The organism is Anaerolineae bacterium, from assembly GCA_013178165.1.
Classification (GTDB): domain Bacteria; phylum Chloroflexota; class Anaerolineae; order Aggregatilineales; family Ch27; genus Ch27.
Genome location: JABLXG010000037.1, coordinates 18064 through 35950 on the forward strand (window position 1 = coordinate 18064; position 17887 = coordinate 35950).

Below are 17887 nucleotides of genomic sequence, written 5' to 3' on the forward strand. Positions count from 1 at the left end.
CAGCGCGAATCTACTGCGCCCCACTCCTCAGCATGGGGACAACCGCGTTGGCAGCGGGCATGATCGCGATCCGCGCGGAAGCCGGCAGCTCCGCCAGCGCCGCGTCAACAGCGGCCTGCAGACTCTCCGCCGGCGTTAGCAGCAGGGCGCGGACGGCCTCCGGCGGCATATCCGAGACCAGCCGCACGTTGACACGCACCGCATCCCGCGCAACCAGATAGGCCTTGTGCTTGCCGATCTGAAACTCCTCGCGGGCGAAACGCTCCAGGACTTCCTGCATGGAAGAGACCTGTCCGTCGCTCATGAATCGCTCAAAAACGGCGCTGCCTGCTCCCTCCGGGCAGGCCGCCACCAGGATCACTGTACCGCCATCGCGGGCCACCATCGCCGCCGGGACTAGCGCCTTCTGTGCCTGGTAGAAGTTGATGTCTTTGGGTGCGCCGCCAGAACTGGCGATGACCAGATCATACGGGGCGGCGACAGGCGTGACAGCGATTTCGCGCACCAGCGGAATGCCCGCCTGCATCACCGCCAGCGGGTCCCCGGCGATCGCTTTGACGATGGTCTTGCGCCCGTTGAGGATAGCGTTGAGGGCGAAGTGTACACCGATCATCTGCCCGATCTCTTCCACATCCATGCGCAGCGGATTTTCCTCGTAGCAGTTCATCCGTGCACCGGGCAGGGTCAGCATCTTGTGGTTATGGGCGATGGTTTCCCGTGCGCTGACGCCCACCGCCGCGCTCTTGACTCCGCCGGAGAAGCCCATGAACATGTGCGGTTCGATGTTGCCCACTACCAGCCGCAGGTCGGCTTCCCGGTAACGGCGGTTAACCCAGACCGGCGTCCCGCGCGACGTTTTTCCAAGGTAGACCATTGCTTCCCGGTCATCGCAGTCGTGGGAGATCACCGGGTAGCGGGCCAAGATCGCCGGGGGGACGACACGTTCATATTCCTCCGGCGGCATGGGCGTATGCGTGCCATTGGCGATGACCAGCGTGATCGCTTCCGGCGGCAGGCCCAGCGCTTCCAGGCGCTCCAGCAGCGGCGGCAAAAGGTATTCATGGGGCACAGGACGCGTCTTGTCGTTCACAGCAATCGCCGCGGAACGCGCACCGGCGAAGCTCTGCAGGCTGACACCGCCTACCGGCTCGTCAAGCGCCCGGATCACCATTGCCAGTGGATCGGCTGCCCCCGGCACGTCAGCCGCCGTGATCACGTCCACCTGTGCATACGCTTCCGGGATGGTGAAGTGGAGCGTCGTCCTGCCATACGGGATACTGAACTCGCGCGTCATCGTCCCTCCCTGATTTCCCCGTCGTCAGCCCGAGGCAAAACAAATGATGCAGGCCCGGCGGCAAGTCTTTACTCGCGGCCTATGCCTGCATCATATTCCACCCGCCGTGAGGGGCGTACTGGCGAAGGTCACCTGTGGCCCGCGCCACAACTCACCTCCGCAGGCCGCCTAGATGCTCACCCCCACGCGGTGAATGGCGAAGCTGTTGTGCGCCTTGAGCGCCTCCGACTTGGTCAGGCGACCACTGGCAACGGCCACGACCTCGTCAAAGACCATGCGCCCGGCTTCTTCCAACGTGATCTCATCGCGCAGCACGCCGCTGACATCCAGTTCGACGGTGTCCTTCATCAGCGCGTACGAGGTGGCGTTGCCCGTGATCTTGATCGTGGGCATGATCGGGTGGCTGGAGGTATGTCCGCCGCCCGCGTTGAAGACCAGTACCTGGCAACCAGCCGCCGCCATGCTGCTGATTGACTCTGCCCCGTGACCGGGGCCATACATTACGTACAGGCCGGGCGTGGCGCTCGCCGGGCGCTCGGCGATCTCCAGGTAGCCGACGATCGGCGCGCTGCCGGACTTCTTGCAGGCCCCCATCGATTTCTCCTCGATCGTGGTCAGCCCGCCCACGATGTTGTCACCCGTAGGCTGGGACCCTCGGATGTCTTCGCCGCTGGCCAGGGCGCGCTGCTCCATATCCTTCACCCCGGCCACAATCTGAGCAGCGATCTCTGGGCTGACGGCCCGGCTGGTCAGCCACTCCTCGCAGCCCATCCACTCCGTGCATTCGGCCATGATCGTGCGCCCACCCTCGGCGATGATCAGGTCAGAGCAGATGCCGGTCGCCGGGTTGCTGGCCAGACCGGACGTGGTATCGGATGTGCCACATTCCACGCCGAACAACAACTTGGACAGCGGGACCGGCTCCCGCCGCAGGTCGCTCAGCATGCGGGCAAAGTCCGCCGCGTAATACAGCGCCTGCTGGGTAGCCGCAATCAGCCCGCCCGCGGCGCGGATGTTAACCGTCGCCACTGGCTTGCCGGTCGCCGTCTGGATATCGTGGGCCAGGTCTTCCGCCGTCATGCCTTCCTCGCGGAAGTGGTCGATGACGACCACCGCACCCACGTTCGGATTCATGCCGGTATTGGCCAGGAAGCGGCGCGTCATCCGCAGGTCAGGTCGCACCTGGCAGCGGCCCAGCGGATGGGTGATCGCCACCGCCCCGGCGATGTGGTCGGCCACCCGTTCACAGATGTCATTGGCGTACACCGTGCCGGAGAGAATCAGCAAATGGTTGCGCGCCCCGACCGAACCATCAGCGCGCAAGTAACCCCAGAATTCAGTCATGATTCTGCCCCCTGTGATGCCTGCCGCGCAGCCAGGTCGCCGCGCCCGCGATTGCTCTCTACGTTGTGAACATGCACGTGGTCACCGGCCTTGATGTCCGCTGTCGCTGTCCCGATGCTGAGGCCGTACTTGATCACTGCCGCGCCCCTGGGAATATCCCGCAGGGCGATTTTATGCCCATAGGGAATCGGCTGGTTGGCTATCACGCTGATTCCGGCCAGCCGGCCATACGCCTGAACGGTCTCGCCAGCTTCGATAGGCTCCAGGACCGCGGTGCCAACGTTATCTTCTTGCTCGATCACAAAGACCCGCTTCACCCTAACTTCTCCTTCCTCCAGCAGGACGTTCGCTGCACGCTAACTGAACTGCGGCAGGTAATCCGCGAACTCGGTCAAAAAATCGCGCATGATGGCGCGGGCCGTGTCAATGTCGGTGATCATGTGGTCCAGCAACAGCGCCTGCAGCAGGAGCTGGCGGTCGCCGTGCACTGCCGCCTCCACCACCAGCGAGCTAAGTTCCAGCTCGCGGCGGCACAGCTCAGCGATGCCTTCCGGCAGCGGCGGCATACCCAGCCCCTGTACCCCCAGCGCGGAGATCACGCCGGGCACTTCGACAATGCCATCTGGTGGCAGGTTGGGGATCAGCCCGCCATTGTTGGGGATGTTCAGTTGCTGCAGGTAGAGGTTGTCGTTGTAGTGGATGGCAGCCATGATATCGACAACCGGCTCCTCCAGAATGTCATGCTTCCACAGGTCGCGCAGCTCTTCCACCGCCACTTCGCCGCGCACGATCGATTCTGCCAGCGCCCGCCGCCGTGCCCGCCGCCGCCGGTTGCCTTCCCAGTCCTGGGGGGTCAGGTGATACTTCTCCCAGGGTTTGGTCGTGGGATCGGTCACCCACGGCAGGAACTCGCACAGGTGTGCATCGCCCGGTGTGGGCAGCAGGCCGAAGATCTCAAAGGTTTCACGGGTCAGCGGTTCAAAGTCTCGCCGGTAGTGGTTGAACCATTGGTCACGCAGGAGGGGGTAGAGGTCTTCACCGGTGTGCCGGTCGCGAATCTCGTAAGCCCACGAGAAGTGGTTGATCCCCGCCGCCTTGATGTCCAGATGTTCCAGCGCCGCCCGCGCCACAGGGATAAAATTGGGCATGTTGTCCGCATTGGTGTGAACATGGAAGCCCGGCGGCACGGGGATGCCCCAGCGATCAGCCAGCACCGCCCCGGCCATGGCGTACCCCCACAGCAACTGGTGGCACAGCCCCAGCACCTTGATTGACGTATACCGGGCCACCCCCCATGTCAGGCGGATCAGCGGATTGGTCAGGTTCAGGTACCAGGCGTTGGGGCAAAGCTCCTCCATGTCGTAGGCAATGTCCAGCATCAGCGGCATGTTGCGCGCCGTATGGGCGATCGAGCCGGGGCCGCCGTTCTCCGCGTACGGCTGGCGCACGCCATAGCGCAATGGAATCTGCCAGTCCATCTCCCAGACTGTCTCCCGGTCGCCGACCTGCACGGAGACGATCACGAAATCGGCGTCACGTAGTACCTCGCGGCGGTTGGTCGTGCCACGGATGGTCATGCCCGCGCCCCATGCCGCATTGAGAATCTCCGCCAGGCGAGTCATGGTTTCCAGTGCTGGCTCGTTGATGTCCACCAGGGCCAACTCCGCGCCGCGCATACGCTCCGAGCGGATGATGGTCGCCATAGCTCCCAGACCAAAAATGGCGCTGCCCGCGCCAATGACGACGATTTTTGGCGGCTTGACCATAGTCATCCTCCCTTCAGGGCTACCATTCACCGTACGGAGTCTGATCCCAGAAGCTCTGGAATCGGGCCAGGCCAGAATGCGTGTAAGGATGGTCAAATCCCTCCTGGTACACAGCAAACCCGGCGGTGACAATATCCGCCCCGGCAACCGCCGCCTCCACGATCTGCCGCGCGTTGCGCACCGCTGCCACCAGCACCTCGGTGGCGAAGGAATAGTTGTCGCGGATTGTCACAATCTCCTGAATGAGCGACACGGTTTCCTCGCCGCTGGCTTCTTTCCAACCAATGAAGGGTGAGACGTATGTCGCGCCCATGCGCATAGCCTGCAACGCCTGCACCGCCGAAAAACACACTGTCACATTGACGCGGATGCCCTCCCCACGCAGGACCTGGCAGGCTTTGAACCCGGCTTCGGTAGACGGAACTTTGATCACAAAGTTGGGGCATAGTGCGGCGAGTTGCTCCGCCTCCGCCACCATATCTTCCCAGCGGGTATGGTGCGGGTTGATCTCGGTGGAGATCGTCTTGTCGGTGCCCACCACCAGCCGACCAATCTCGCGAATGACCTCCAGAAACGGGCGACCAGTGGCCTGTATATGGCGCGGGTTGGTGGTCACGCCGTCGATGGCCCACATCTCCAGCGCGTATTCGATCTCATGGACATGGGCGCTATCCAGAAAGAACTTCATCGTCACCCTCCTCTGCGGCGCCTTCCACGAATCTGCATGCAGTCAGGTAAATGCTCGATAATCATTGAGAATAAATTAATTTAGAAATAATTTAATATCTGACATAAATTGTTCCGCCACACGAAAGGAAGGGGTGCGGCGGGCACTTGAACCCGCTGCACCCCTTGCCCGCTAATCCTCGAGGCCGCCCGGCAGATTCAGCACCATCAGCTTCATCTCGGTCATCTCTTCGATGGCGTAACGCGGCCCTTCCCTGCCAACACCCGACCCCTTGACGCCGCCATAGGGCATCTGGTCAATGCGAAAGGTCGAGACGTCGTTCACCTGCAACCCGCCAACCTGGATCTCCTCAAAAGCGCGCATGATGCGGTTCATGTTGTTGGTGAACAGGCCCGATTGCAGACCGTAGTCCGTGTCATTGGCCAGGCGGATAGCCTCTTCGAAATCCTCGTACGGCGTCACCGTGATCACCGGCGCGAACAACTCCTCGCGGTTGACCCGCATATCCGGCGTGGTATCCACCAGCACAGTCGGCTCGAACATCGCCCCCTCACAGCGCCCACCCAGGGCAATCCGGGCGCCCGCGGCGACCGCCTCCTGCACCTTGGCGTAAGCTTCCTGCGCCGCCCGTGCATCGATCATCGGGCCGACCTCCACGGTCGGGTCGCGCGGATCACCGAACTTGAGCTGGCTGATCCGCTCCAGCAGCAGCTCCAGCGTCTGGTTGTAGATCGGGCGATGGATCAGCACACGCTGCACGGAGATGCAGTTCTGCCCGGCGTTGGTGAAACCGCCGACAGCGATCCGCCGCACAGCGTAATCGATGTTGGCGTCCTCATGGACGATCGCCGCCGCGTTCCCCCCCAGCTCCAGCCCGACGCGCTTGCGCCCGGCCACACTCTTAAGATACCAGCCGACCTCTGAGCTGCCGGTGAACGTGAAGAACTTGATGCGCTCGTCGCGGACGAGTCTCTCTGCCCGCGAACCGGGGCAGATCACCACGCTCAGCGCCTCCGGCGGGTAACCGGCTTCCAGCACCATCTCCGCCAGCAGCAGGCCCGATAGCGGCGTGTTGCTGGCAGGCTTGAGAATGAACGAGTTCCCGGCGGCAATGGCCGGGCCAAGCTTATGGCAGCTCAGGTTGAGCGGGTAATTGAAGGGCGCAATGCCCAGCACTGGCCCCAGTGGCAGGTGCCGAACCAGCCCGATCCGCCCCTCGCCGGCTTCCGTCCAGTCAATCGGGACAATTTCGCCGGCGATACGCTTGGCTTCCTCCGCTGAGACGCGGATGGTTTCCAGCGCCCGGCTGACTTCTCCGCGGGCAACATTGAGCGTCTTACCGCCCTCCAACTGCAGAGCTGCCACCAGCTCATCATACCGCTTCTCCATCTGGTCGAGCAGCTTGAGCAGAATGCGCGACCGGCGGTACGCTGGCAGTTTGCGCGTCACTTCAAAACCGCGCACTGCCGCCTGAATCGCATCTTCCAGGTCGGCGTCGCTCGCCTGGTACACCTGGGCGACAACTTCATTGTTATAGGGGAAACGAACATCCACCGCTACATCGCTGGTGCGCCATTCGCCCCCGATCAGGAACTTGTGCGGTCCCTTATCCATGATGACTCCTTGCGTGTATGCCCGATCCATTGAAGCCAGCCCCGGTAAGACTGGCATCATCACCTACTTCATGCCCGTGGTGGCGATGCCGGTCGTGATGTAGCGCTGCAGCAGCGCGAACACGACCGTGATCGGCAGCAGTGTGAGCACCGTCATCGCCAGGATGTAATGCCATTGCACGTTCAAAGCACCCTGAAAAGCGTTCAGGCCAACCTGCAACGTGAACAACTCCGAACGGTTGAGCACGATCAGCGGCCACAGGAAGTCGTTCCAGCGCCACATCACCGAGAAGATCGTCAGCACCGCCAGCGCCGGAGAAGTCAGTGGCAGGATGATCTGCCAGTAAATGCGCCACTCGGTTGCCCCGTCGATCCGCGCCGACTCCAGCAGTTCGTCAGGGATAGTTAGCATGTACTGACGTAGCAGGAAGACGCCCGTCGGCGTGGCCGCACCGGGAATAATCACTCCCCACAAGCTGTTATTCCAACCAACCTTGGTAATCACCAGAAAGGCCGGGATCAGAATCACGGAGATTGGCACCATTAGCGTGCTGATCATGATCAGGAAGATCGTATCGCGGCCCCTGTAATGGAACTTGCTCAGGCCATAGGCCGCCATACTGTTGATCAGCAGCGTGACCAGTGTCGCCACCACCGTGATCACCACGCTGTTGCGCAGGTACGTGAAGAACGGGAAACTCTGCACGCCCCCACTGTAATTGGACAGGTCAAAGAACACCCGCTTGACTTCCCGCCGCCCCGCCAGTTCGCGGATGTTCAACTCCAGCGGTTCAGTCTCAGGCTGCGCGGGGTCGACCATCGTCACCTGCAGTCCCACCCGCCGCACCTGGGCCAGCTGCCGGGTGGTGCCATCGGCAAACGTGATGTCATACAGCGGCAGCGGCTGCTCATAGCCTTCGACGACCACCGTGTCCTGCTTCTGCGGCAGGAAACTGGGCGGAAAGTCAAACAGGTTAGACTGCGCCTTGAAAGACGACATCACCAGCCAGACCACCGGGCCGAACATCACCACTACGCCCGCCAGCAGGTAGAGATAGGTCAGCACATCGGCCAGGTCGATCCGGCGGCCACCGTGTCTGCGGGTCAGAAAGGCGACTACGCCGCGCTTTTCGTCAGCCATGGTCTCTCCTTCCTGTCTCGCTAGGCGATCTCGCTTGTCCGGCCCAGACGGAGCTGGCCCAGTGTCAGGACAAAGAGCACTGCCGCCAGCACCAGCGATGTCGCCGCGGCCAGCCCGAACTGCTGCCGGTCAAAGGCTGTCTGGAAGATGTATTGGACCATATACAGCGTCGCCGTCCCCGGCCCGCCCGTGGTCAGGACAAACACCTGGTCAAAGACCTGCACCGCCCGGATCAGGGACAGCACCAGCACCACCACCATCGTCGGCATCAGCAGCGGCAGGGTGATCTGGCGGAATGAACGCCAGGCGCCTGCGCCATCCATCGAGGCCGCCTCATATAGCTCATGGGGGATAGATTGCAGGCCAGCCAGCAGAATCAGGGTGTGGAAGCCCATCTGCGCCCACACGCTGACCACAATCACCCACAGCCGCGCCCAGTTCGCTTCCACCAGGAAGGGCAGGCGCTCCAGGCCCATCCCGACCAGGATGCCATTGAAGACCCCTTCCGGCTGCAAAATCCACTTCCAGATCAGGGCCACCACCACCGGAGAGAGCAGCACCGGGTAAAAGAAGATACTGCGGAAGAACCCCCGCCCGCGGACTTCACGGTTGAGCGCCAGCGCCGTCACCAGCGCGAAGAGTACCATGACGCCCACCTGAAAGATCACAAAGGTGAGCGTGTTGCCTGCCGCCCGCCAGAAGCGATCCTGCTGACAGACACTGGGGTTCATGAAGCTCTCGCTGCGCGGATCAAGGAAGGTTGGCTGGCAGGCGAACAGGGATTCCAGGTTGGCCAACCCCACAAACTGGCGGTTCTCCGGTAAGATGGAATCGCCCGCCGTGAAGCCGTAGTAAAAATTCAAAAGCATCGGCAACAGGATGAAAATGCCAAAGACCAGTAGATTAGGCAAGACAAAGAAATAACCCATCCGCTGCATGCCTAGCAGCTTTTGCAGCGGCCCCAGGACGACATCCGCCAGGGTCGCCAGCGCCACAAACGGCTTGAGCAGCAGCCGACCGATCCAGGCCATCACGAGCTTTCGTTTCCCGCCTCTGCGCTTGGTGACTCGTGTCGTGCGCATGAAGACCACCCGCCCTGCCCTGCGCTTATCTTACAGGAACAATCTCCGGGGCGGGGCGCGCTGCGGCCTATCCGGTGGCAGCGCGCCCCAACTTTACCGGGTCAGGCTGCCCGGCGCTACTGGGCAAACAGCGCGTCCATATCCGCCTGGATGCGCTCGATCGCCTCATCCAGTGTGAATTCGCCAGCGATCACCTGGCTCAGACGGTCGCGAATGGCGGCGTTCAGATCCGGCCCCTTGGGGTGGTACTGCAGCGCATACGCTTCTTCCATCAGGTTCGGGATCATCGCAGCAAAGGCGTTGAGGGCTTCGTTGTTGCTGGGATACTCAATGCCCTTCTCGATCAGACCCAGATGCCCCGGCAGGAAGAGCGTACGGGCATAGAACTCCGCGATCACCTCTTCGCTGAACAGGTAGTCCATGACCTTCCCCACTTCTTCCGGATGCTCGGTGCCCGCAAAGGCCACCATCAGCGCGCCGCCGGGCACGCCAGTCGCCCCGCAGTCGCCGCGCGGATTGGGGATCACCTTCCAATCGAAGGCGTCGCCAATATTGGTGGCAAAGTTGCCCACCTGCCAGCTGCCGGACATATACAGTACCAGTTGCCCGTTGATGAAATACGGCGCAGCCGGGACGTAGTTGCCCGCGCTGCCGCCCCACACATCCGGCGGCATCAGCCCATCGTTATGCCAGCCGATGATCATCTCCGCCGTAGAGCGGAAGCCCGGCGAATCGACCGTAAAGGTGCCATCCTCGTTGATGTAGGTCGCACAACGGCTCAGGGATGGCCCCCAGAAGCGGTGCCCGGTGCGGTCAATCGCCACCGGGTAGATGGTGAACTCGGCGTCGCTCAGCTCTTCGGCCACTGCCGTCGCCGCCGCCACCCATTCCTCCCAGGTCGAGTCATCAGGTGGGATTTCGACGCCGGCCTGCTCGAACAGGGTGACATTGATGAACGGCCCGGTCACGGTGAACTGGGTCGGGTAACCGTAGATGCCGGTATCCTCCGCCCCCTGACGCATCGAGCCGAGCACAGCCTCCGGAATGTTGTCCAGCCAGTACTGTGGATCGGCGACATAAGCGGAGAGATCAAGGTACTGGCCCAGGAAGCGGTTGGGGAAGGTGATGCGGGCCATATCCGGGGCTTCGCCGGTTTCAACCTGCGCCTGCAGCAGGGTGTGCAGGTCAGCATAAGCTACCTCATCGATGACCACCCTGATCCCTGGATTTTCCGCCTCAAACCGATCGAGCAGGTCGCGCAGGACCTCGCCCTCTTTGCCGTCATTGTACCAGGTGATGCGTAGCTCAACCTGGTCGCCCTGAGCCAGCGCGGGCAGCGCTGCCACGACTAACGCGGCAACCAGCAACAATGCAAGAAGGGTTCGTTTCATCATCAGCTTATCTCCTCTTTTGTCAGGCAAACGGTTTGTACCAGGGCCATTAGGCCCAACGAGCCTCGCCGGCATACGCCATACGGTCGGGTAACAGCCATTCCTCCTTTCCAGCTGGAACGCTCAGAGCGACAGAATCGGGAGGCCAAGCAGCCCGGCTAGCGCGGTCAGCGCCGCCCGGTGCTCGCCATACGTCAGCGCCAGATGATGCTCCAGCCCTTCACGTAAAACCGTATCCAGGACATCCATTGCCGGACGGTCAAAACGCAACAGGCCCGACGTGCCGGAAAAACTCGGCGGCGCAGGCAGTATCTCGCCACCGCCGATCACCAGCCGCAGATCGCCGGTCGCCTGGCTCAATCGGGCCACGGTCACGCGCCCCGGCTTGAGCGGGAATTCCAGCAGCAGCGGCAACTTGCGGTTGGAATGGACGACACCCCGCGGTTGATAAGCCGGATCGCACATCGAAAGGGGGGCTTTGCCACAGTGCCATAGCACCACAGCGTCAGCCTCCTGATCAACCGCCACCAGATCGGCGTCAAAGGCCGGGGAATCGCTCAGCCATTGCAGGATGAGCTGGGTGATAGCCCCGTTGATATCTGCCTCGCAGGCCGCCGGGAGATGATCGTCGTTGAGCATGCCCAACGCCCCGCAGGCCGCACAACCCAGATCAGTGAAGAACTGCGGCCAGCAGCGCACCGCCAGACCGCTGAATCCTTCCTGACCGGCCAGTTGGCGCAGCACAGCATATGTCGCCAGCGTCCCGCGCACCGCCCTGCGATCCAGGTCTTGCAGCCCGGCCAGCCTTTCCCCTGCCCATGCCTCCAGCGCGTCAAGCTGCCCGCCATCAGCAGCGCGAACCCGCTTAAATACCTGTTCCAGCGCCACCGTGACAACCCTGACTCCCAGACGCTGCTCCAGAACGGCAAAATCAACCTGGCACGTCTCGAAGCCGTCCGGCGGCGAGCCGACGCGCCCGATCCGCGCCTGGGCCAGCAGGCGGTAGGCGCGCCCCGCCGCCGCCAGCACCTGCAACAGCTCCAGGCTGGCAGCGTCCTCGGGAGAAGCGTAGACATGCCAGTAAGGGCGGCCCGCCCGCTTGAGGGCGTGCGCAGCCAGGTTAATCCCGCACAGCGAATTGAGCCGCAGCCGTCCGCCTGTACGCGCCTCCGGCACCGCCCACAGCAGCAGTGGCGCATCGATCCGCTCAGCCACAGCCATGAGCATCGAACTGTCGGCGAAGGTGGCCTGAAAGATCACCAGTGCGTCCAGCGGCTGCCCGGCGAACATCCTGGCTGCAGCCAGCGCTTCTTCCTGGGTGGTCACCAGCGTCTCAGGGCCGATCAGCGCCAGGTTTGCCGCGGCCAATCGCGCGCGCGCCCTGGTGGCCACTTCCACCGCCAGCGGGATGTCAAAGGTAGTGCGGGCAACCGGCACAAAGCCGACCTGCCATCTCCCCGCAGGCATCAGGCCGCTCCTTCGTAGTGCTGGTAAAAGAACCGGTTGAGGGCGAGCGCCGCCGCCCCGATCACGCCAGCGTTCTGATGGTTGAAGCTGGGCGGCACAAGCGCCACTTTTTCACCCAGCCGGGCGAAGGCGCGTTGAACCATCGTCTCCCGGATCACCGGCAGGAGCAGGTCCTGCCCCTGGGCCAGGATACCACCCAGCACGATCAGCTCCGGATTGAGGATGTTCACCAGGTTGGCGAGCGCGATCCCCATGTAATGGGCGCGCCGGTTGAGCAGGTCACAACTCGCGCCATCCCCTGCCCGCGCTGCAGCAAAGACGCGCTCGATCAACGGGCCGCTGCCCTCCCGCCAGTGACGGGCCAGCAGTCCACCGGGATTTCGCTCGACAATAGCCTGCGCCTCCCGGAGAATAACCGGCTCGGAGATCAGCGTTTCCAGGCAACCGCTGTTGCCACACCGACAGCGCGGGCCGCCCTCCGGCAGGATGGTCATGTGGCCGATCTCGCCAGCGCCGGCCCCGCCGCCATAGTAGAGCCGCCCGCCGACCACGATCCCGGCGCCCACGCCCACACGGGCATAAACAAACGCCAGCGAATAAACATCCTTGCCGACGCCAAACAGCGCTTCCCCCAACGCCATCGCCCGCACATTATTGTCAACGGTGACCGGCAGATGCAGCTTGCTGGCGAAATAGTCCTGCAGCGGCACATCATGCCAGTTCAGGTTAGGGGCAAGGATGTTGACCCCGGTCAGCGGATCGACCAGCCCTGAGGCCCCCACCCCCAGCCCCAGGATATGGCTGCGATCAAGCTGCGGGTTACGCCGGATCAGCCCCTGCGCCAGCGCACCGGTCTGGGCCAGTACCTCGGCGACCGGCAGGTCAAGCGGATGCTCCAGGGCATCCACCGCGATCGGTTGCGCCAGTAAATCGGTCAGCGCGACCCGGATGCTACCCACACCAAAATGGATGCCCAGGGCGTAACGCGCATCCGGCACCAGATGCAGCTGGCGGCGCGGTCGCCCGACGCTACGCTGTCGCCCCAGCGGCTGATCCTGGTCCTCCTGCGCGACAATGCCAGCCTCGATCAGCTCAGTGACCAGGTTAGTGATGGTAGTGGTGGAAAGACCGGTCAGATCAGCCAGGTCAACCCGCGATATCCGACCGTAGCGCAGAAGCATCAGCAGCACAGCGCTCATGTTGCGCGGTTTGATCGTGCTGCTGCTACTGCCCACCGGGTTACGCCGCAGAATCATGGGGAACTTCCCTGCCCGGATGTCTCCACCGCCAGCACAGACGGCGACACAGGCCAGGATGCACCGGCAGGCGGAATGAATTAGTTTTTCAAGGGGATTAATTAACCCTGATTCAGTGTACCCGGAAAACGCCGCGCCTGTCAAGAATCCTGCCGGGCGGCCCCACAGAACCACCCGGCAGGCTGAGGGCAATTACTGCACACTGCGAAACGACTTGGCCAACCTTCTCCCCTGCCCGATCGCCTTATTCCGTCAATAGCCAGAGCGGGGAGAACTGCCGCCGCATCAGCAGGCTATGCCACAGGCGATACAACCGTCCCTGGGAGATCAGCATACCTGCTTCGTCGGTCTCACCAAGCGCCGGGCCGGTCTGCCGCACGGCTACCACAGCTACACTCTGACCCGTTGTCTCGCTCTTGTACACATACGGCGTCACTGTCGAGCCGAACCGCTCAACCAAGATGTCGTCAGGCGCATCCGGAACGCTCAGCGCCCGTAACCGGTTTGCCAGTTCTTCCGCGCCGGCCCGGGCAACTTCTGCACCGGTGTACACCAGAGCGATCAGATGGACTTCCTCATCGCCTTCCTGCCGGTCGGCCAGCATCGCCAGTGTGTAGACCGGCAGAACCCCGTATTCTGCTGTAGGATCGGGCGCATTCGTCCCTCTCAGCACCTGTCCCGCATCCCCAGGTACCAGGCCAACAGTCGCCATACTGTAGATCGACGCCTGAATCAGCGGCCCGCTATAACGCGTTGGATCCACAGCCGCTTCCACCAGCGAGCGGTAGTCGGCCAGATCGGCCAGCAAAGCCTGGTTGTCCTGCGCGGCAGCCACCATTGCCCGGGTCAGATCGTCAACTGCGCTGTTGGCCAGGTAGACCAGCCCATCACCGCCGGGGATCGCCGCGATGCGCGCGGCTTGCCCGATGTACCCGCCGAAAGGATCTGCCAGGTCACGAGCAGCGATGTTGATGCTCAGATCATCAAAGCGCCGCCAGATTGTCACACCGCTGTATTCGACCCGTTCGAATTGTCGCGCTGCCAGCGCCGCGCCAACCTGTGCCGTGTCAAACTGTCCGGCCAGGATAGTTCCGGTACGGGGCATCCCTCCAAAGACCAGAGCACGATCGATAGCGAAGAAGTCGAAACCAACAACTTCGGGCATACCCTGAATCTGCTGCCAGGCATAACTCAGGTCCGGGCCAGCGATCAGGCGCATCATGGCATTGATCCACAACCCCTTGTCTTGCTCAGCCAAAAAGCATTCCCGACTGCCCGGATTGAGGATGCCGCGCCCCGCTTCCGCTGCCCGGTAATCAGCATAGCTGATGATCGGTTCATGCTCCGCCGCCACCGCACTGACCGGCACGAGAGCCAGCATATCCAGCAAAGGATTGGAGGGAAGCTCCTGAGCGCTCGCAGAGGCCAGGCCGGCAAACAGAATAACGGGCAGGATCAACCGGAACCATCTATCGTAGCGCCGCATGGGCATCGTCCTCTCCCAGCCTGTGCTGTGATGATAACCGGGCACTTCGCACAAACGGCCGCCTTATGCCCGCAACGTAGCGGTAGTTTACTCCGCCTCGATCACCGGCACCTGGCCGAAGTCATCCGGGCCAAGTGTGCCCACATTCGCCTGGGAGGGCGGATAGGCGCTGAGCATCTGCTCTTGTACCCCTTCCTCCGGATAGATCACGTCCAGCAAGCGGGTGTGGTTGGTGTCCTGCGGCGCGCCGCCGATTCGCCACTGCTCGGCGCTCGGCAGCACGTCGCGAATGCGCCAGACGCCCGCCGCCGGGTACCCTTCCTGGCTGGCCACCGTCACCGCATAAGCCCAGTCAGCCGGGTCGCCGGGTAAGACACTGCGCGAGACGCTAATGGTGATCCGCCGCTGTCCGGCGTTGGTCACGATATTCAACGCCCCGTCGACCTGCACCGGACCCTCGGCGCCCGGACGGTAGATGCCCGGCGTCCAACCCTCGGCCCAGATAGCGTAATCCCAGGCATACTCCGGCGGGAACGCCGCATTGCGCCCTGGCAGGAGCAGTCGTGCGCCGTTCTGCGGCCCGTCAACATCGATATAGATATCTACGGTGTGGATACCCATGCCATTGGGTGCGCCCCAGTCGTTTTGCACCGGACCCCGGAAAGTGATGCGGAAGATGACCTGCTGGTCATCGTAGCCAACGGTGAAGCCCGTCGCGTCATACGCCCCGCCGCGGAATACGGCATCGCGCGGGTAGACATAACTCCCTGGCCCGTGATCGTCGCCGGTGGGATCGACCACATCCAGCACCACATTGGGGATGGGCGCATCCGGCAGCACAATCTGGGCAGGTCCCTGCGGCGGCGCGACGGCGAGCATCGATTCATCCCGGCTGAAGATCAGGCGCATGGCGATCTTATCGCCACTCTGCGCCGCCGGAGAGATCACTGCCGTCGGAGCCGCCAGTTCCAGCACATCCCCGCCAAGGGCCACCGTCTCCACGGCAGCCGTCTGCCGCCAGCCGCCAGCGCCATCGGCGTTGTAGAGCATCGCCTGCGGTGCGCCATCGGCGAACGTCACTTCAAGCAAACGACGCGCGCCAAAGCCAAGCACCGGGCGTCTGCCTTCTTCCTCCAGACGGCTGTAGGCGTTTTCCGGCAGGGCGTCCGGCCCGCGCAGATAGAAGCTATAGGTCGCGCCCGGTTCAACGCCATCCAGCCTCAGAAACAGATTCTCGGTGTCAAAGCCGTAATACAGCCCCGTCGGCCCGACCCCGGCTGCCGCCAGATCGTAATACGTCGCGTTATCCCATTCCCCTTCCCCTACAGCACCGTCAACGGTCACCGCCAGGTCACCAGACGACGGCCGGTCGGGGAGTTGCGCCGCCTGCGGAATCACGGGGATGTAGACAAAGCTGGGCGGCTCCACTGCAATCAGTTCATAAACCTGCCGCAGGTAATCTCGGAACTGTTCATCAAAGGAGGGGTCCTGGCCGGAGTCCTGATCGGCACCATACCACCAGAACCAATCCGAGCCTTCGGCGATGTACATCGTCTCAAACGCCCGCTGCTTAAGCTCCGCGCTCAGGCGCGGCTCGGCGGCCTGCAACGCGGTGCGCGTTTGCAGCAGGTACTCCCAGGCGCGATTCTCTTCCTCCTCGCCGATCCAGGTAGCGAAGTCCGGCGTCACCCACGAGCCAGGCCACAGGTTCTCGATCTGCCGCAACTCGCCGGCAATCTCCAGATATTCAGACGGTGTCACCGTCCGGATGTTCTCCGCTTCGGAAAGCAGGTGGTACATCGCATGCAGGAAGTCCTTGCCATCATTGTCATAGTATTCCCAGGCATTCTCCCCATCGAGGAGGATAGTCACCAGGTGTGGCCCCTCCGCCCCGGATTCGCGCAGCGCCGCCTGGATGTTGTTCAGTCTCGCCAGCAAGTCGGCGGCAGCCGCCTCGCCAGCCATGCCCGAATACTGGAAGCCTATCTTGTCGGAGATCAGCTTGTCGCGGAAGAAAACGGCCACCCGCCCGCCGCGCCCGCCGCGCACCTCATACGGGCGGTAGAGCGCGTCCGCCTGGATCACGGTATCGGCGCTGTCACGGGTGAAGTCTTCCACATCCGGCAGGCTGCGGGCCAGCACTTCCTCATCCGTTGCCATCCAGCGGATGCCGGCATTAGCCACCATCTGCACGATCTGAGGCGAAACCGAGCCTTCCGCCGGCCACATGCCGCGCGGCGGACGGCCAAAATGCGCCTCGTACATCGCCGCGCCCAGCTGTACCTGGGCGACTGCGTCCTGGCCGAAGACGAATCGCTCCGGCAACTCGGCTTCCGGCATGGCCACCGCCGCCACATTACTATCGACCAATAGTGGCAGGATCGGATGGGCAAAAGGCGTCATGGTGATCTCGATCTGTCCGGCCTCCTGCAGCCGGGCGTGATAGGGCAACACTTCGCCAATCAGCCGCAAGTGCTCGGCAAAGAGCACCACCTTGTCTTCCTCAGCATAGTCCCTGCCCTTCGCCACTAACCCGGCCAGCGGTTCCTCCGCCAGCCAGTCAGGATCCGTCCAGGCCAGGTTGAAAAGCACCTGCAGGTCGCGGAAATCCTGCGCTGACCAGCTTTCCAGCGCTGCGTCGATGCCCGCCTCATCGCGCATACCCAGTAGTTCCTGGTAGCGTGGGAAGCGAGCGATGATCTTCCGGTTGGTATCGAAGAAGCGCTCCAGCAGGAAACGCTTTTGCTCCGCCGAAAGCTCCTCAGCCGGGACTTCAGCCATCAGCCAGTAAAGGTCTTTAGCCCCGGCAGTGAAATCATCAAGCTGGCGGATCAGGCTGGGGGTATAGTTAAAAGTGACATGGATGTCAGGGTAGTCTTCCAGAATGGTCGCCATGTCCAGGTAGTCTTTGGTCGCGTGAACGCGCACCCAGGGCCGGATGTAAGCGCCGGTCTCCGGGTCTTTGAAATAGACTGGCTGGTGCTGGTGCCAGATGATGGCGACGTACAGCACATCGTCAGTAGCCTGGTGAGCCGGGCTGGCGGTCGCCGGCAGCGAACCGCACAGCAGGGCCAGGATCACTACCGCAAGGGCGAATCGATGCCAGCGCTCAACGTGCCTCATATTCTGCCTCCTCAACAAATACTCACCGGCAACGCCCGCTGCGTCGCCACGCCGGATTGCAGCTATGCCAATCGTAACACAGCCGGGCCGTGCCAGACAGCCACCCCGTCACGGCTGTTGCAAAGTTGTCAGGGAGGAGCCAGAAGCAGGTCAAGCGCCAGGTCGAGCCGAGCATTGAAGAAGCGGCGTGCTTGGGGAATGAAGTCGAACTTCAACAACCGGATGAGCCCCAGGGT

At 62.7% G+C, this 17887-nt stretch carries 13 protein-coding genes; all 13 read right to left on the minus strand.

From position 1 onward, the window contains the following. Nucleotides 1-10: 10 nt before the first annotated feature. The 13 genes from larA to HPY64_16460 all read right to left on the minus strand — a co-directional run bounded on the left by larA (nt 11) and on the right by HPY64_16460 (nt 17651). Nucleotides 11-1294, minus strand: coding sequence for a nickel-dependent lactate racemase (larA, locus tag HPY64_16400; GenBank protein NPV68715.1), 1284 nt, complete (start codon nt 1292-1294; stop codon nt 11-13). Nucleotides 1295-1462: 168 nt separating this feature from the next. Then, on the minus strand, nt 1463-2638 hold the full coding sequence (locus HPY64_16405) for a UxaA family hydrolase (GenBank protein NPV68716.1): 1176 nt from the start codon (nt 2636-2638) through the stop codon (nt 1463-1465). Continuing rightward, entirely contained in the window at nt 2635-2976 is a 342-nt protein-coding gene (locus tag HPY64_16410; protein ID NPV68717.1) for a UxaA family hydrolase, read from the minus strand. Before HPY64_16410 ends, HPY64_16405 begins: the two co-directional genes overlap by 4 nt. An 18-nt stretch (nt 2977-2994) precedes the next feature. Then, on the minus strand, nt 2995-4404 hold the full coding sequence (locus HPY64_16415; protein NPV68718.1) for a hypothetical protein: 1410 nt from the start codon (nt 4402-4404) through the stop codon (nt 2995-2997). Between the two features lie 19 nt (nt 4405-4423). After that, nucleotides 4424-5092 carry a transaldolase gene (locus tag HPY64_16420; protein NPV68719.1) on the minus strand — a complete coding sequence of 223 codons (669 nt, stop codon included), beginning with the start codon at nt 5090-5092 and terminating at the stop codon, nt 4424-4426. A gap of 171 nt (nt 5093-5263) precedes the next feature. Beyond that, nucleotides 5264-6706 (minus strand): aldehyde dehydrogenase family protein, encoded by a 1443-nt coding sequence (locus HPY64_16425; GenBank protein ID NPV68720.1) that lies wholly within the window; start codon nt 6704-6706, stop codon nt 5264-5266. Nucleotides 6707-6769: 63 nt separating this feature from the next. Then, nucleotides 6770-7846: a carbohydrate ABC transporter permease gene (locus HPY64_16430; protein ID NPV68721.1), complete on the minus strand. Its 1077-nt coding sequence runs from the start codon at nt 7844-7846 to the stop codon at nt 6770-6772. A gap of 20 nt (nt 7847-7866) precedes the next feature. Beyond that, nucleotides 7867-8877 (minus strand): sugar ABC transporter permease, encoded by a 1011-nt coding sequence (locus HPY64_16435; GenBank protein NPV68722.1) that lies wholly within the window; start codon nt 8875-8877, stop codon nt 7867-7869. A gap of 167 nt (nt 8878-9044) precedes the next feature. Then, nucleotides 9045-10319, minus strand: coding sequence for an extracellular solute-binding protein (locus tag HPY64_16440; GenBank protein ID NPV68723.1), 1275 nt, complete (start codon nt 10317-10319; stop codon nt 9045-9047). Nucleotides 10320-10442: 123 nt separating this feature from the next. Beyond that, nucleotides 10443-11786 carry an L-fucose/L-arabinose isomerase family protein gene (locus HPY64_16445; protein ID NPV68724.1) on the minus strand — a complete coding sequence of 448 codons (1344 nt, stop codon included), beginning with the start codon at nt 11784-11786 and terminating at the stop codon, nt 10443-10445. Continuing rightward, entirely contained in the window at nt 11786-13042 is a 1257-nt protein-coding gene (locus HPY64_16450; protein ID NPV68725.1) for an ROK family transcriptional regulator, read from the minus strand. The genes HPY64_16445 and HPY64_16450 overlap by 1 nt, the downstream gene beginning before the upstream one ends. Nucleotides 13043-13286: 244 nt before the next feature. Continuing rightward, on the minus strand, nt 13287-14528 hold the full coding sequence (locus HPY64_16455) for a hypothetical protein (protein ID NPV68726.1): 1242 nt from the start codon (nt 14526-14528) through the stop codon (nt 13287-13289). Nucleotides 14529-14615: 87 nt separating this feature from the next. Next, nucleotides 14616-17651: a glycoside hydrolase gene (locus HPY64_16460; GenBank protein NPV68727.1), complete on the minus strand. Its 3036-nt coding sequence runs from the start codon at nt 17649-17651 to the stop codon at nt 14616-14618. Between the last annotated feature and the right edge of the window lie 236 nt (nt 17652-17887).

Excerpts from the sequence above, each read along its gene's own strand:
- larA (NPV68715.1), bottom strand. The coding sequence starts at position 1,294 with ATGACGCGCGAGTTCAGTATCCCGTATGGCAGGACGACGCTCCACTTC.
- HPY64_16430 (NPV68721.1), bottom strand. The coding sequence starts at position 7,846 with ATGGCTGACGAAAAGCGCGGCGTAGTCGCCTTTCTGACCCGCAGACAC.
- HPY64_16420 (NPV68719.1), bottom strand. The coding sequence starts at position 5,092 with ATGAAGTTCTTTCTGGATAGCGCCCATGTCCATGAGATCGAATACGCG.
- HPY64_16435 (NPV68722.1), bottom strand. The coding sequence starts at position 8,877 with ATGGCCTGGATCGGTCGGCTGCTGCTCAAGCCGTTTGTGGCGCTGGCG.
- HPY64_16455 (NPV68726.1), bottom strand. The coding sequence starts at position 14,528 with ATGCGGCGCTACGATAGATGGTTCCGGTTGATCCTGCCCGTTATTCTG.
- HPY64_16425 (NPV68720.1), bottom strand. The coding sequence starts at position 6,706 with ATGGATAAGGGACCGCACAAGTTCCTGATCGGGGGCGAATGGCGCACC.
- HPY64_16415 (NPV68718.1), bottom strand. The coding sequence starts at position 4,404 with ATGGTCAAGCCGCCAAAAATCGTCGTCATTGGCGCGGGCAGCGCCATT.
- HPY64_16440 (NPV68723.1), bottom strand. The coding sequence starts at position 10,319 with ATGAAACGAACCCTTCTTGCATTGTTGCTGGTTGCCGCGTTAGTCGTG.
- HPY64_16460 (NPV68727.1), bottom strand. The coding sequence starts at position 17,651 with ATGAGGCACGTTGAGCGCTGGCATCGATTCGCCCTTGCGGTAGTGATC.
- HPY64_16450 (NPV68725.1), bottom strand. The coding sequence starts at position 13,042 with ATGATTCTGCGGCGTAACCCGGTGGGCAGTAGCAGCAGCACGATCAAA.
- HPY64_16445 (NPV68724.1), bottom strand. The coding sequence starts at position 11,786 with ATGCCTGCGGGGAGATGGCAGGTCGGCTTTGTGCCGGTTGCCCGCACT.
- HPY64_16405 (NPV68716.1), bottom strand. The coding sequence starts at position 2,638 with ATGACTGAATTCTGGGGTTACTTGCGCGCTGATGGTTCGGTCGGGGCG.